Origin of the sequence: Lentzea alba, from assembly GCF_047445655.1 — a bacterium.
In the GTDB taxonomy this organism is placed as follows: domain Bacteria; phylum Actinomycetota; class Actinomycetes; order Mycobacteriales; family Pseudonocardiaceae; genus Lentzea; species Lentzea alba_A.
Window position 1 is genome coordinate 317,691 of the sequence record NZ_JAJAEG010000006.1, and the last position, 13,446, is coordinate 331,136.

Sequence of the window (13,446 nt, forward strand, 5' to 3'; positions counted from 1 at the left end):
AACGGACTTCCATCCCGTTCGAGCCGGGTGGCATGTGTCCAGTCTCGGGAGCGGATGCGTTGTGCGGCAAGGAAGAATGACCAAAGCAGCCGGAAAGGCCAACAACACCACGGACCTCACGAAGTGTCGCCGCCGCGCACGAAAAGGACCGGGGTGGTCCGTGTCGCACCGGACCACCCCGGCCGAAGTCACCGGGTCCTGTGGGGGAGTTCAGGCCGCGGTGACCGCCTCGGACCGCGTGCGGCCGGACGCTTCACCGTCAGGCTGCCGCGGCGTGCGCAGGAACAGCGCGGCCACCACCAGTCCGGCCAGCGTCACGATCGCCGCGACGAGCAGACCGGCACGCAACCCTGCCAGCGACGCGGCCTCGGGGGCGATCGCGTCGGGCACGGTGGCCGCCGCCACGACGGCGGCGAGCACCGCGACACCGACCGCGCTGCCCACCTGCTGCGCCGTCTGCGCCAGGCCGCTGGCCAGTCCGGTGTGCTCGCTCGGCACGCCCGAGGTCATGGTGCCGATGAACGCGACCACCGCGAGCACGTGGCCGAAGCCGAGCGCCGAGGTCGTCACGATCAGCAGCGCGAGATTTCCCTGCTGGGGCAACAACAACATCGCCAGCGTGCCCACGCCCTGCACCAACAGGCCGATCATCAGCACCGCGGGCGTGCCCAGCCGGCCGATGAACCGCGCGGCCAGCGCACCGGACACCATCGCGGCCGCGCCCTCGGCGACGAAGCCGATGCCGGTGGCCAGCGGGCTCCAGCGCAGCACCTCCTGCATGTACAGGCTGAGCAGCACGGTCGCGCCACCGCACATGCCGAACGTGATGAACCCGGTCAGGCCGCCCCACTTCACGGTGCTCCTGCGCAGGATGGACAACGGCGCCAGCGGAGCCTTCTGCCTGCCCTCGACCACGAGGAACGCGCCGAGCAGCAACACCGAGCCGACGAGCGGGATCAGGGCCTCCGGAGCACCCCAGCCCACGGTGCCCACCGTCGAGATGCCGTACACGAGCGCCAGCAGACCGGTGGTGGCCAGCAGTGCGCCGGGCACGTCGAGCCGGGTGGCGTGCCGCTCCTGGTCGCGTTCGAACAGCACCACCGCGCCGAGCAGCACGACCGCGCCCATGATCACCAGGATCAGCATGGTCCAGCGCCAGCTCAGGCCGCTGGTGATGATGCCGCCGCCGATGGTGCCGACGACGAAGCCCAGCGACAGCAGTGCGCCGCTCACCCCGAGCGCACGGTCGCGCCGAGGCCCTTCGGGGAACGACGCGGTCAGCAGCGCCAGCGCCGTCGCACCGACCATCGCCGAGCCGATGCCCTGGCCGGCGCGGGCCGCGATGAGCACCCACGGCGCGTCCGCCAAGCCGGCGACCAGCGAGAACACCGTGACGATCACGAGGCCGGCGATGAACAGCGGCCGTCGCCCGACGACGTCGGAGACCCGCCCGAACAGCAGCAGGAACCCCGCCGTGGGCAGGATGAAGGCCGTCATCACCCACTGGAGCTGGGCCGGGCCGCCGAAGTTCAGGCCGGCGTCGATCGCCGGCAGCGCGACGGTGACGATGGAGAAGTCGAGCGCGATCATGAACTGGGCCGCGCAGATGGTGATCAGGGTGAGCCACCCGCGCAGCCCAAGGCCAGCGGTGGTCTCGCGCTGCGATTTGGTCATGATTGCCTGTGCCTTCCCGGGCGAACACCCAGAGCGGATGGGGACTTGCGGCAATCGTGACGGCGGCCAGAGGGCCTACCCAGACCAGAACTTAGGGTAGGACCGCGTTGCCTAGCACTGACACTGTCAGGCTAAGACCGGCGCGCGTGGTCACAATGGGGTGCATGAACCGGCTCAGCGACCTCGGCGAGTTCCTCCGCTCCCGGCGCGCCCAGCTGCGCCCCGAGCAGCTGGGGCTCGTGAACTACGGACGGCGGCGGGTCCCCGGCCTGCGCCGCGAGGAGGTCGCCCAGCTCGCGGGGGTCAGCGCGGTCTACTACACGCGGCTGGAACAGGGCGTCACGGACCGCGCCTCCGAGGCCGTCCTGGACGCGGTGGCGCGGGTGCTGCAGCTCGACGAGGAGGAGCGCGCCCACCTGTACCGGTTGGCCAGAGGCCCGCGCGGGGACCGCAAGCGTCCGCGCAGGGCGGAGAAGCTGCGTCCATCGGTGGCGCTCATGGTGGAGTCCTTCGCCGCGGCGACCGTGCCCGCATTGGTGATCGGCCGCACGACGGACGTGCTGGCCTGGAACCGCCTCGCCCACGCACTGCTGGCCGGGCACCTCGACTTCGACGCTCCCGCCGGCACCGCGAACCGCCCGAACATCGCCCGCATGGTCTTCCTCGACCCGCACGTCCGCGAGCTGTACCCGGACTGGAAGCGCAAGTGCCGCGACACCGTGGACGACCTGCGCATGGTGGCGGGCCAGTACCAGGACGACGCGCGGCTGGCCGAACTGGTCGGCGAGCTGACCATGAAGAGCCCGGAGTTCTCCGCGCTGTGGAACAGCCACGCGGTCAAGCCGTGCGCGAACTCGGTGCGGGAGTTCCGCCATCCCGAGGTCGGCTCGCTCACGCTGACCAACGAGATGCTGGTGCTGCCGGACGACGACGGCCAGCGGCTCGCGGTGTTCAACGCCGAGCCGGGCTCCCCGTCAGCCGCCGCGCTGGACCTCCTGGCGGGCCTGTACCAGCGCGGTGTGGTTGCGCAGCCGGAGAAGAAGCAGACGCACGCCACGCGCTGACCACACGCCGATCCGGCCTCCCGCAGCAGCAGGAAGCCGGATTCGCCTGTCACGGCTTGAAATTCCGCCCACTCTCGGTGCCGTGAATCGACTCCAGGTAGGCCCGCGCCACCTCGTCGGCCGGAGTACCGCCGACCCCACCCGCCTCGGCCAGCGTCTCGCTGACCCAGCCGGGACTGACGACGTTCGCCCGCACACCACGCGGCAGGTCAGGCGCGGCAGCACGGACGAAGCCCTGCAACCCTTCGTTCGTCAGCACCCCGGCAGCACTGCCCGGCACGCTTCCGGCGAAATCTCCTGCCGTCAACGTGATCGAGCCGCCGTCCTGCACGTGCGGCAGCGCCTGGGCGAGCAGACCGGCCTGCCCGAGCAGCTTGTGCCGCACCAACTCCGTGAGCCGGACAGCACCGAGCTCGGCCAGCGGCGTCATCGGCGCGTGGGCCGCCGCACACACCACGGCGTCGACCGCGCCGGTCATGGCGAACATCCGGTCGACGGACTCCGGGTCGCCGATGTCCACCCGCACCTCACCGGTGCGCGATGCCCGCACGACTTCGTGCTCCGGCTGCAGTGCGCGCACCACCGCGCCGCCGATCGTGCCCGACGCGCCGATCACCAGGACTCGCATGTCGCTTCTCCACGGGGTTTCACCGCCTCAGCGGACGGGCTCGTCCTTCCACTGTGGCGCATCGGAGCGCCGACCACGCTGTCGGCGCCACCGATCTGGGTATCCCTGTTGGTGACAGGCAACGACTTCCGCGATCCGCCATCCTGGAAGAGTGGATCACGGACGAGCGGTCAGCAGCTGCGGAGGTCGCAGCCCAGCTCGGCCCTGCGCAGGCTCACCAGGTACGCGTGAGCGAGCGAGGTGAGCGTGACGTGGTGGTGCCAGCCGCGGAACGAACGTCCCTCGAAGTGGTCGAGCCCCACGTCGTCGTAGAGCCTCGAGGTCTCCCGTGCCGTCTCCGCGCCTGCCTGGCTCAACTCGATCAGCTCCGGCATCGGCGCGTGCATGTTCGTCAGCCACACCTGCGCCGGGTGGGAGTCCTCCGGCTGCCACCGGGTGAGCAGCTTGCGGGTGCGGTGCAGGCCGGCGGGTTCGCCGCCGCGGCGCGCCGGTGCCGCCTCGATCATGTACCGCGAGGTGCGCTGCCTGCCGTTGGCAGCGTCCCACCACTTCATCGTGGCCACCGGGCGGCCGACACCGCCCGGCCGCGGTCCCTGCTCGCCACCGAACAACGGCGCCGCGGACTCGTGAGGCACCTGCACGAGGTAGCGCATCCGCCGTTGTTCCAGCCCGGCGAGCAGCTGTTCGGTCTGCATGACGTGCCTTGCGTCGACGACGACCGGCTGGGGCGGGAGCTCCCAGCCCCAGGCCAGTTCGTCGACCAGGGACAGCACCGCCTGCCACCGCTGCACGTGCCGCGCGGAGTCGGGGATGTGCGCCTTGGCCCGCAGGTCGGCGTCGTGGTCCCAGCTCTGGGGCAACAGCAGCCGCCAGTTCACCGGGACCGCCTCCCCGTCTCCCACGACGAACAACGCGAGGCCGAGCTGACAGTTGAGCAACCTGCCCGCGGACGGGGCGAACTGCCGCGCCACCCCGACTGAACTGGTGCCGTTCTTGGCGAACACGGCCTCGCCGATCGCCCACGCCTTCGGCCGGTAGAGCTGGCCCAGGTGCCGCGCAAGGTTCTGCCTGATCGGTCCCCAGCTCCACGTGCTCTGGTTGACGAACTGCTGCAGCCCCTGTTCCGCGCGCCAGCCCGCCATCGTCTCCGCCATCCTGCGAATGGACTTCCGGCCGGCCAGCGACACCAGCCCGCGCACGTAGATCTCACCCCACCGCCGCTGGTCCGACCGCGGCAGAGTCGCGAGCAGCTCGTGGCAGAACTGGGTCAGGGTGTCGACTTCGTTCATCCGGATGGTGCGCAGGTCGCGTTTGCTGATGACCATCAATCCCCCCAATGTTGATGATGTACTTCGTGAAGAGGTCGTGCCTCAGTTCGTCGTCCAGGTCTCCTCCACAGATGTCGCGACGGGATGCCGGCAACGGCTTCAGTGCGCGTGCCGGAGTCTCGAGTGGCCCAGCCGGTCCGCGAGTGCGGACGCGGCGGGGGCGTAGCAGGTGCGCCGGGACTGGAAGTCGGCCCACGCGTCGCCGGGATCGCGGTCGATCCGCAGGCCGGCGTCGGCGAGGAGACGCACGGTGTCCTCGAACGCGCGGTCCTCCCTGCCGTGCAAGCTGATCGGCACTCCCGGCGGCGTCGTGCCCGCGGCGACCAGCGCGTCGCGCACGCAGTCCCGGCCGATCACGAGGACGCGGGTGGTGTGCGGCGGAGCCCAGTTGGGCGCCAGTGCCTCGGCCAGCGCGGCGACGTCGAGCATGACGACTGCGGCGTCGATCCAGCCCGGCGGTTGCGCAGGCGGTGAGTGCAGCAGGACCGGCCAGGACCGGTGCGCGGCGCGCACCTCGGCCAGCCACTCCGCCCAGCCGACCATCGTGCGGTCCAGCCGGTCGCGGCCGCCGGTGTCGAGGAACGCCGCGAGCACGTCCTCGGCCGCAAGGTCGTCGCCGAACGGCGCGGCGCCGCGTTCCCTGGCCCGCCAGGCGGCGCCCGTGCCCGCGACGTGGATGCCGAACAGCACCACGAGCGTGACGTGACCCACCACGGCGAGTTCCACCGGCAGGGCCATCGGGAGGTGGGCGCCCAAGGCGCAGGTGCCCAGTTGCCAGCCGGTCAGCCAGGCGAGCAGCACGAGAGCGAGGCTCACGGGTCCGCTCAGCCGCAGCACCAGCGCCGCGGCCCGGTCACCCAGCACCGAGCAGAGCCGGCGGCAGGTGGCACCGCAGAGCCGGGCAGCGCCGCGCAACACCACGCCGCCACCGATGGCCAGCGCCGCTCGCACGCCGTCGACCAGCACCGATGCGAGAACGAACGCGCCAAGGACCGAGATCCCCCACCGCATGGCCACGCAGAGCCAGCCGGTTTCCATCCCAGGTCCTCTCCCTCGCGGCGACGGGCGTCCGCCGCCGCGTCAGATCAACTGCGAACCCCATTCCACATCGAATCTCTGACTCGGTACAGCAAGCATTTATCCGCTTACTCCCAGTTCCACCCAAACAGAATGCCCGGTTACCGCGTGAAGTCACGGGTTCCGCCAATCGGATGACGAACGACAAGCACAGGACCGAGAAAAACGCGCAGCTAACGGAATGCGGATGTCGTGACGGAGATGGCGCCGAACTCAGCCGGTGGACGGTTTTACCGCCGGGCTCATGTGCACGATGGATTCCGTTCTCCCATCTCGCCACCTCATCCGGTTCATCCGGGTAAAGGAGGTATGACCGATGTCATCGCACCTGATCGCTCGCGCCGGCCTGACCGAGGTGATCACCGGCGAGCTCGCGGCAGACCGGCACGGTCCCGTCGTGTTCGCCGGGGAGGCGGGCTCTGGCCGTTCCACCGTCCTCGCGGCGATCGCGGACATGATCGACGACCGGGCCGACGCCCTGCTGCGACTGCGCGGTGCGCCCGGTCGCCTGACCGCACTGCGCGAGCACCTGCCACGCGACTTCCGGCTGCCGAAGGCGGGCGGCTTCGGCTCCGTCACCGACGCCCTGCTGGCCGCGGTCGCCGGGCGCCGTCCCGTCGTGCTCGTGGACGACGTGCACCTGGCCGACCACGCCACCGTCGAGGTGCTCCGGTCGGTGCAGGTCCGCACGAACGGCCTGCTGTTCATGACCATGCGGTCGGACGTGGGCGCCGACCCGCTGGACTGCCTGCGCTACGAGCCAGGTTTCCGCCGGGTGGAGGTGCCGCCGTTCACCGCGGCCGAAGTGGCCGAGATGGCCGCTGCCGCAGGGCGCGGAACCGCTCCGGTGGAGGCACTTCGCGCGGCCACCGGCGGCAATCCCCTGCTGCTTCGGCAACATCTCGCCGCGGGCGCTCGGATCGACCTCGACGCGCGAGGCCGCGAGCGGCTGCGGACGGCGATCTCGCGGGCGTGGCGGGACCTGTCGCTCAACGTGCTGGACGAGTTGTGCCGGCTCGCGCTGCTCGCCGGCGAAGACGAGGCCGCGGAACTCGTGTGGCCGCAGACACTGCTGCTGCGCGGGCAGGCCCAGCAGGCCGTGGCGCACCTGGACCGGACGGAGAGCACGTCGTCGGACGCGCGCAGCCTGGTCAGGGCGATCGTGCTCGCCTTCGGGTTCGGCGACGTGCCGGGAGCGGACGCGGCACTGCGGGCGCGTGGCCTCTCACCGCGGCTGAACGCCGTGCGCGCCTGGCTGTTCGCGGTCAGCGGTCGCCTCGACCAGGCGCGCACCGCGCTCGGGGAGGCGACTGCCGGCACCGACCGCACCAGCGCCGTGTTCACCAACGCGGCCCTGGCGGCGATCGCACTGGCCGAGGACCGGCCGGCGGTCGCGGTGTCGGCTCTGCGCCGGGCGTTGATCGGCGCGGAGGGCCTGAGCGAGGAGCTGCCGTGGCTGCCTCCGCACCTGTCCGCCGCGCTCGTCGACAGCCTCCTGCTGCTGGGCCGTGTGGGCGAGGCCACGACGACGGCCGCCGGTCTGGGCGAACATCCTGGTCAACGGGCTGCGGCAGCACTGGGCAGTCGTTTGCAAATGGATTTCCAACAGGTGAACTCCCGGTAGGAAGACCAGCGGCCGCAGATTCGCGGAGCAAGACCGAACCACTTGCGCGCGAAATACCGACTAGATTGATGGAATGACCGGGGGGCCACGGGGGGACGTGTGAACACCAGGCGAAACAGGCAGGAATTGGCGCAGTTTCTGCGCCGGTGCCGAGAACGGACGAGTCCGGCGGACCTCGGCCTGCCGGTGCGCTCCCGTCGTCGCACCCCCGGCCTGCGCCGCGAGGAGGTGGCGTTCCTGGCCGGCCTCAGCCCGACCTGGTACGCCTACCTCGAGCAGGGACGGGACATCAGGGCGTCCACCGAGGTCATCTCGAGCCTGGCCAGGGTGCTGCGGCTGACCAGCGACGAGCGCGCCTACCTGCACCAGCTGGCGACGGGCAGCCCGGCGCCCCAGGAGAGCCCGTACGGCGAGACCGAGGACAAGATCGTCCGCGCGGCGGTGGCCGCGATGGGGCAGCGAGGGCTTCCCGTCTACGCGGCCGACGTGCACGGGGACCTCGTCGCGTGGAACGACGCCGCGACCACCTGGTACACCGACTTCGGTGCGCTGCCCGCCAACCGCAGGAACATGCTCTGGTGGATGCTGACCGCCCCCGAGGCACGCGAGCGGTTCGTCAACTGGGAGGAGGACACCCGCGACGTCGTGGGCCGGTTCCGCCGGGCCGCCGCCGCCCGCGCCTGGGACGCGAGGTTCGAGGAGCTGATCACCGCGATGCGGGAGTCCAGCGAGGAGTTCGCCGAGTGGTGGTCGTCGCACCACGTGTCCAAGCAGCGTCCTCGCAGGCGGGAGATGTGGGTCGACGGTGAGCTGCGGGCGGCCCAGGTCGCCGTGCTCAACCTGGCGGAGTCCACCCGGTCCGTCGTGCTGCACCTGCCGGTCGACGAGCATGAGCCGACACAGGGCGAGTGACAAGGCTCCCACGCGTTCTCCGTTAGGTCGGCGTTGCCACCGCTGCCCGATTCATCCGATCTTGTGATGAATTGGAGATGTGCGGGGGCGCATCGGCCACACGCCGTCCGCGGGCCCCGTCGTGCCCGTAGGAGGACATGCGCATGGCGCTGGGGGAACAAGGCCGGGAGCCCGTCGCGGTGGTCGGCATCGGCTGTCGCCTGCCGGGGGCACACGGCCCGGTGAAGCTGTGGGAGCTGCTGTCGAACGGCGTCGACGCGGTCGGCCAGCTGCCGCCCGACCGGTTCGGGCACGGGCCTCCCGCGGGCGACGCCACCTCGGTGGGCGGCTTCCTGCCCGAGGTGGACCGCTTCGACGCCGGCTTCTTCGGCATCTCCGGCCACGAGGCGGCGCGGCTGGACCCGCAGCACCGCCTGATGCTGCAGACGGCGTGGGAGTCGTTCGAGGACGCCGGACTGACCGCGGAACGGCTCGCAGGCAGCAGAACAGGTGTCTACACGGCGTGCCTGAACGCCGACTACTGGGACGCCGTCCGCGCCGCGGGCCTCACCGACATGCACGCGGTGGCGGGCAACGGTGCGTGGGGCATGCCGGCCGGCCGGCTCTCGCACCTCTTCGACCTGCGCGGCCCCAGTCTCGGCGTGGAGGCGACCTGCGCGACGTCGCTGCTCGCGGTGCACCTGGCGTGCCACGACCTGTGGTCGGGCCAGGCGGACGCGGCGCTCGTCGCGGGCGCGAACCTGTTGCTGGCACCGGACTTCTACGTCGCGCTGGCCGAGGCGGGCATCCTCTCCGCGGACGGTGCCGCCCGTTTCGGCGACGCCGCGTCCGACGGGTACGTGCGCAGCGAGGGCGCGGTCGCGGTGGTGCTCAAGCCGCTGGCCACCGCGCTGAGGGACGGTGACCGCGTCTACGCCACGATCCTGGGCGGTGCGGTCAACAACAACGGCCGCGGCAGCGACACGCTCATCACGCCGAGCGTCGACGGCCAGGTGGCGATGTTGCGCTCGGCCTACGCGGACGCCGGTGTGTCGCCTGCCGACGTCGACTACGTCGAGGCGCACGGTGCGGGCACACCTGTCGGCGACGACGTGGAGCTGACCGCGCTCGACGAGGTGTTCGGCGCCGCGGACAGGGATCGCCCGTGCCTGATCGGCTCGGTGAAGTCGAACATCGGCCACGTCGAGGCGGCGGCCGGCCTGGCCGGGCTGGCGAAGACCGCGCTGGCGTTGCACCACGGCCGCATCCCCGCGACGTTGCGGATCAGCACGCCGCATCGGCTGCTGGCCCGCGAGAACTCACCGCTGGCGGCGGCGACCTCCCCGGCACCGTGGCCCGCGACCGGACGGCCCGCGCTGGCCGGGATCAGCTCCTTCGGCTTGTCCGCCACCAACGTGCACCTCGTGCTCGGTGCCGCCGAGCAGGCCGCCGCACCGTCCGCGCCGAAGCGGGAGGCCCATCTGCTGCCGGTCTCGGCGCGCACGGAGGACGGTGTGCGGGAGCTGGCATCCGCCTACGCGACACTGGTCGAACGAGCGGACGACGACGCGCTGGCCGACGTGGTGTTCAGCGCCGCCGTCCGCCGCAGCCACCACCGGCACCGGATCGCCGTGGCCGGACGGGACTCCGCCGAGATCGCCGCGGGACTGCGCGCAGCCGCCGGCAGCGTTGTCCCCGGCAGCGTTGTCCCCGGCAGCGTTGTCCCCGGCAGCGTTGTCCCCGGCAGCGTTGTCCCCGGCAGCGTTGTCCCCGGCAGCGTTGTCCCCGGCAGCGTTGTCCCCGGCAGCGTTGTCCCCGGCAGCGTTGTCCCCGGCAGCGTTGTCCCCGGCAGCGTTGTCCCCGGCAGCGTTGTCCCCGGCAGCGTTGTCCCCGGCAGCGTTGTCCCCGGCAGCGTTGTCCCCGGCAGCGTTGTCCCCGGCAGCGTTGTCCCCGGCAGCGTTGTCCCCGGCAGCGTTGTCCCCGGCAGCGTTGTCCCCGGCAGCGTTGTCCCCGGCAGCGTTGTCCCCGGCAGCGTTGTCCCCGGCAGCGTTGTCCCCGGCAGCGTTGTCCCCGGCAGCGTTGTCCCCGGCAGCGTTGTCCCCGGCAGCGTTGTCCCCGGCAGCGTTGTCCCCGGCAGCGTTGTCCCCGGCAGCGTTGTCCCCGGCAGCGTTGTCCCCGGCAGCGTTGTCCCCGGCAGCGTTGTCCCCGGCAGCGTTGTCCCCGGCAGCGTTGTCCCCGGCAGCGTTGTCCCCGGCAGCGTTGTCCCCGGCAGCGTTGTCCCCGGCAGCGTTGTCCCCGGCAGCGTTGTCCCCGGCAGCGTTGTCCCCGGCAGCGTTGTCCCCGGCAGCGTTGTCCCCGGCAGCGTTGTCCCCGGCAGCGTTGTCCCCGGCAGCGTTGTCCCCGGCAGCGTTGTCCCCGGCAGCGTTGTCCCCGGCAGCGTTGTCCCCGGCAGCGTTGTCCCCGGCAGCGTTGTCCCCGGCAGCGTTGTCCCCGGCAGCGTTGTCCCCGGCAGCGTTGTCCCCGGCAGCGTTGTCCCCGGCAGCGTTGTCCCCGGCAGCGTTGTCCCCGGCAGCGCGCCGGCCAGGGTCGTGTTCGTCTACTCCGGACAGGGTTCGCAGTGGAAGGGCATGTGCCAGGACCTCTACGAGGTGGAGCCGACGTTCCGCCGGGTGCTCACCGAGTGCGCCGAGGTGATCAGGGCCGAGGCCGGCTGGTGGCTGCCGGACCGCTTCGACTCGCTGGAGGGCCCCGGTGAGCTGCAGCCCGCGTTGTGGGCGACCCAGGTCGCCCTCGCCGCCACCTGGCGCGCGTGGGGCGTCGAGCCCGACCTCGTGATCGGGCACAGCATGGGCGAGATCGCCGCCGCGTGCACGTCCGGGGCGTTGACGTTGCGGGACGGTGGCGCCATCGCGGTGCGCCGCGGTGAGCTCATCGGCAGGCTGCCGGGGCAGGGCGCGATGGCCGCGGTCGGTATCGGCGCCGACCAGGCCCGCCGGGCGATCGGCCGGTTCGCGGATCTCGTCGCGGTCGCCGCGGTCAACAGCGCGACCTCCGTCGTGCTCGCAGGTGATCCGGCGGCGCTGGACACCGTCCTGGCACCGCTGCGCGACGCCGGAACGTTCTGCGCGCTCATCAACGTCGACTACGCGTCGCACTCGCCGCACGTCGCGCCGGTTCGCGCGGAACTGACCGAACTGCTCGCCGATGTCCGTCCACAACGGACCTCGATTCCGTTGCGCTCCACGGTTTCCTGTTCGAGGGTGGACGGCGTGGAGCTGGACGGCCGCTACTGGGCGGACAACCTGTGCGAGCCGGTGCTGTTCGGCCCGGCCCTCACCCGGGAGCTGACCGGCAGCGGCCCGGTGACCTTCGTCGAGATCGGCCCGCATCCCGTGCTGGGGCCCGCGCTCTCGGACCTGCTGGCGGAGACCGACGTCGACGGCACGGTCATCGGGTCGGCGCTGCGCGGCGAGCCCGCGCTGGGTGTCATGCTGGCGGGCCTCGGCGTGGCCTACACGCGCGGCCACTCGATCGCCTGGGACCAGGTGCAGCCCGCCGGTGCACACGTTGATCTGCCGCTGTACCCGTGGCAGGAGCGCCGGCATTGGGTGCGGAAGCCGCACGCCACAACGGAACTCTCCGGCGAGGTGCGGACCTACGACCCCAAGGTCATCGCTCCGGAGCCGCACGAGCTCGTCCAGGTGGCCACCGCGCTGGCGACCGCCGCGGTGGACCAGGCTTTCGGTGCGGGCAGGCGGCTTTCCGGAACGCGCGTGCACGGCACCGCCGCGCCGGGCAGCCCGTTGCGCGTCGTCCTGCAGCCCACCGGTGATGAGTGGTCGTTCGCCGTGCGGGCGGAGGAGTCCGACGGGAACGGGTTGTCCCGCTGGTTCCCCGTGCTGAGCGGGCACGTGACTCAAGCCGCGGACGTGCCGGAACCGGAGGCGCGCGAGGAGCCGCGAGCGGTGGGCGACTGGTTCGTCGCCGCGGTGGGCGCCCTGCTCGACAGCGACCACGTGGACGTGCACCGGCCGCTGACCGAACTGGGCATGGACTCCGTGCTGGCGACCAAGTTGCTGGCCAGGGCGCGCATCGAACTGGGCGTGCGGCTGCCCACCAAGGCGTTGCTCGGCTCGAACACCGTCCAGGCGGTGATCCGCGAACTGGAACGTGCCCTCGGCGGTGCGGACTTGACTGAATAACGCCGTCTTTCGGGAGTCACGACGGCGGCGCTCGCCGCGCTTGGCGGCCGGAGAACACGCTCCCTACGCTCGGAACATGACCTCCAGTGCGGAGATTCTCCCTGCGGCACAACGAAGTGCTCGCAACGTGGAGACATTGCGAAACTACTTCACCCTGTTGGCGGCGTTGGACATCGACGAGTGGTCCCGGCTGTGGAGCGAGGACTGCGTGCAGGTCATGCCGTTCGCCGTCGGTTCCCTGCCCGGCGAGGTGCGGGGGCGTGACGCCGTGCGCGACCTGTACGACGGGATGGCGCGGCAGTACCGGACGCTGCGGTTCGACGACCTGACCCTCTACCCCGCCACCGACCCCGACCAGGTGCTGGCTCTGTGGAAGCCCCGCGGCGAACTGACCGACGGCACCGAGTACAGCAACGAGAACATCGCCATGTTCGAGTTCGGCGCCGACGGCCTGATCGCGCGGTTCACCGAGTACTTCAACCCGGCCGGCGTCGGCGACCGGTTCGTGCCGAAGGAGACGTCGTGACCACTGTGGACACTGACACCCGGCGCAGCACCAACCTCGAGACGCTGCGCGAGTACTTCCGGTTGCTGGGCGAGCGGGACCTGGACGGCTGGATCCGCCTGTGGGCACCGGACTGCGTGCTGCGGCTGCCGTACACGGCGGGCGACCTGCCGGCGCGGCTCGACGGAGCCGCCGCCGTCCAGGAGTTCTACCAGCGGGTGATCGACGGCTTCAGCAGCGTCACCTTCACCCTCATCGAGTTCTCCCCGTTGCAGGACCCGGACAAGGTGTTCGCGCGCTGGCGTCCGCGCTGCGCGATGCTGGACGGTTCCGTCTACACCAACGAGACGGTCGGACTGTTCGAGTTCGGCCCGGACGGGCTCATCCACCACTTCACGGAGTATCTGCACCAGCTGGGTTTCGTGGACAGCTTCGACTCCTTCCGGCAGTGAG

Annotated in this window: 10 protein-coding genes; 6 read left to right on the plus strand and 4 right to left on the minus strand. The window is 71.4% G+C overall.

The window, feature by feature from the left end; genetic code table 11:
* Nucleotides 1-210: 210 nt before the first annotated feature.
* The gene (locus LFM09_RS12450; protein ID WP_414096550.1) at nucleotides 211-1,674 is read right to left on the minus strand and encodes an MFS transporter; all 1,464 of its coding nucleotides are present in this window, start codon (nucleotides 1,672-1,674) and stop codon (nucleotides 211-213) included.
* A gap of 164 nt (nucleotides 1,675-1,838) precedes the next feature.
* Between LFM09_RS12450 and LFM09_RS12455 the strand changes: the two genes are divergently transcribed.
* The gene (locus tag LFM09_RS12455) at nucleotides 1,839-2,738 is read left to right on the plus strand and encodes a helix-turn-helix transcriptional regulator (protein ID WP_414096551.1); all 900 of its coding nucleotides are present in this window, start codon (nucleotides 1,839-1,841) and stop codon (nucleotides 2,736-2,738) included.
* 49 nt (nucleotides 2,739-2,787) lie between these two features.
* Here LFM09_RS12455 and LFM09_RS12460 read toward each other — a convergent pair whose 3' ends face one another.
* The 3 genes from LFM09_RS12460 to LFM09_RS12470 form a co-directional block, all read right to left on the minus strand.
* Nucleotides 2,788-3,366, minus strand: a complete 579-nt coding sequence (locus LFM09_RS12460; protein ID WP_414096552.1) for a short chain dehydrogenase — start codon at nucleotides 3,364-3,366, stop codon at nucleotides 2,788-2,790.
* A 170-nt stretch (nucleotides 3,367-3,536) separates the two neighbouring features.
* Nucleotides 3,537-4,691, minus strand: coding sequence for an IS701 family transposase (locus LFM09_RS12465; protein WP_414096553.1), 1,155 nt, complete (start codon nucleotides 4,689-4,691; stop codon nucleotides 3,537-3,539).
* A 102-nt stretch (nucleotides 4,692-4,793) separates the two neighbouring features.
* A complete protein-coding gene (locus tag LFM09_RS12470) occupies nucleotides 4,794-5,732 on the minus strand; it encodes a hypothetical protein (protein WP_414096554.1) in 939 nt (312 codons plus the stop codon).
* 355 nt (nucleotides 5,733-6,087) lie between these two features.
* On the opposite strand from LFM09_RS12470, the gene LFM09_RS12475 reads away from it, so the two are divergent.
* The 5 genes from LFM09_RS12475 (at nucleotide 6,088) to LFM09_RS12495 (ending at nucleotide 13,445) form a co-directional block, all read left to right on the plus strand.
* The gene (locus LFM09_RS12475; RefSeq protein WP_414096555.1) at nucleotides 6,088-7,395 is read left to right on the plus strand and encodes a hypothetical protein; all 1,308 of its coding nucleotides are present in this window, start codon (nucleotides 6,088-6,090) and stop codon (nucleotides 7,393-7,395) included.
* A gap of 126 nt (nucleotides 7,396-7,521) precedes the next feature.
* On the plus strand, nucleotides 7,522-8,307 hold the full coding sequence (locus LFM09_RS12480) for a helix-turn-helix transcriptional regulator (RefSeq protein ID WP_414096556.1): 786 nt from the start codon (nucleotides 7,522-7,524) through the stop codon (nucleotides 8,305-8,307).
* A gap of 143 nt (nucleotides 8,308-8,450) precedes the next feature.
* A complete protein-coding gene (locus tag LFM09_RS12485) occupies nucleotides 8,451-12,488 on the plus strand; it encodes an acyltransferase domain-containing protein (RefSeq protein WP_414096557.1) in 4,038 nt (1,345 codons plus the stop codon).
* 127 nt (nucleotides 12,489-12,615) lie between these two features.
* Nucleotides 12,616-13,014: a nuclear transport factor 2 family protein gene (locus tag LFM09_RS12490; RefSeq protein WP_414096558.1), complete on the plus strand. Its 399-nt coding sequence runs from the start codon at nucleotides 12,616-12,618 to the stop codon at nucleotides 13,012-13,014.
* Nucleotides 13,011-13,445: a nuclear transport factor 2 family protein gene (locus tag LFM09_RS12495; protein WP_414096559.1), complete on the plus strand. Its 435-nt coding sequence runs from the start codon at nucleotides 13,011-13,013 to the stop codon at nucleotides 13,443-13,445. Before LFM09_RS12490 ends, LFM09_RS12495 begins: the two co-directional genes overlap by 4 nt.
* Nucleotide 13,446: the final 1 nt, after the last annotated feature.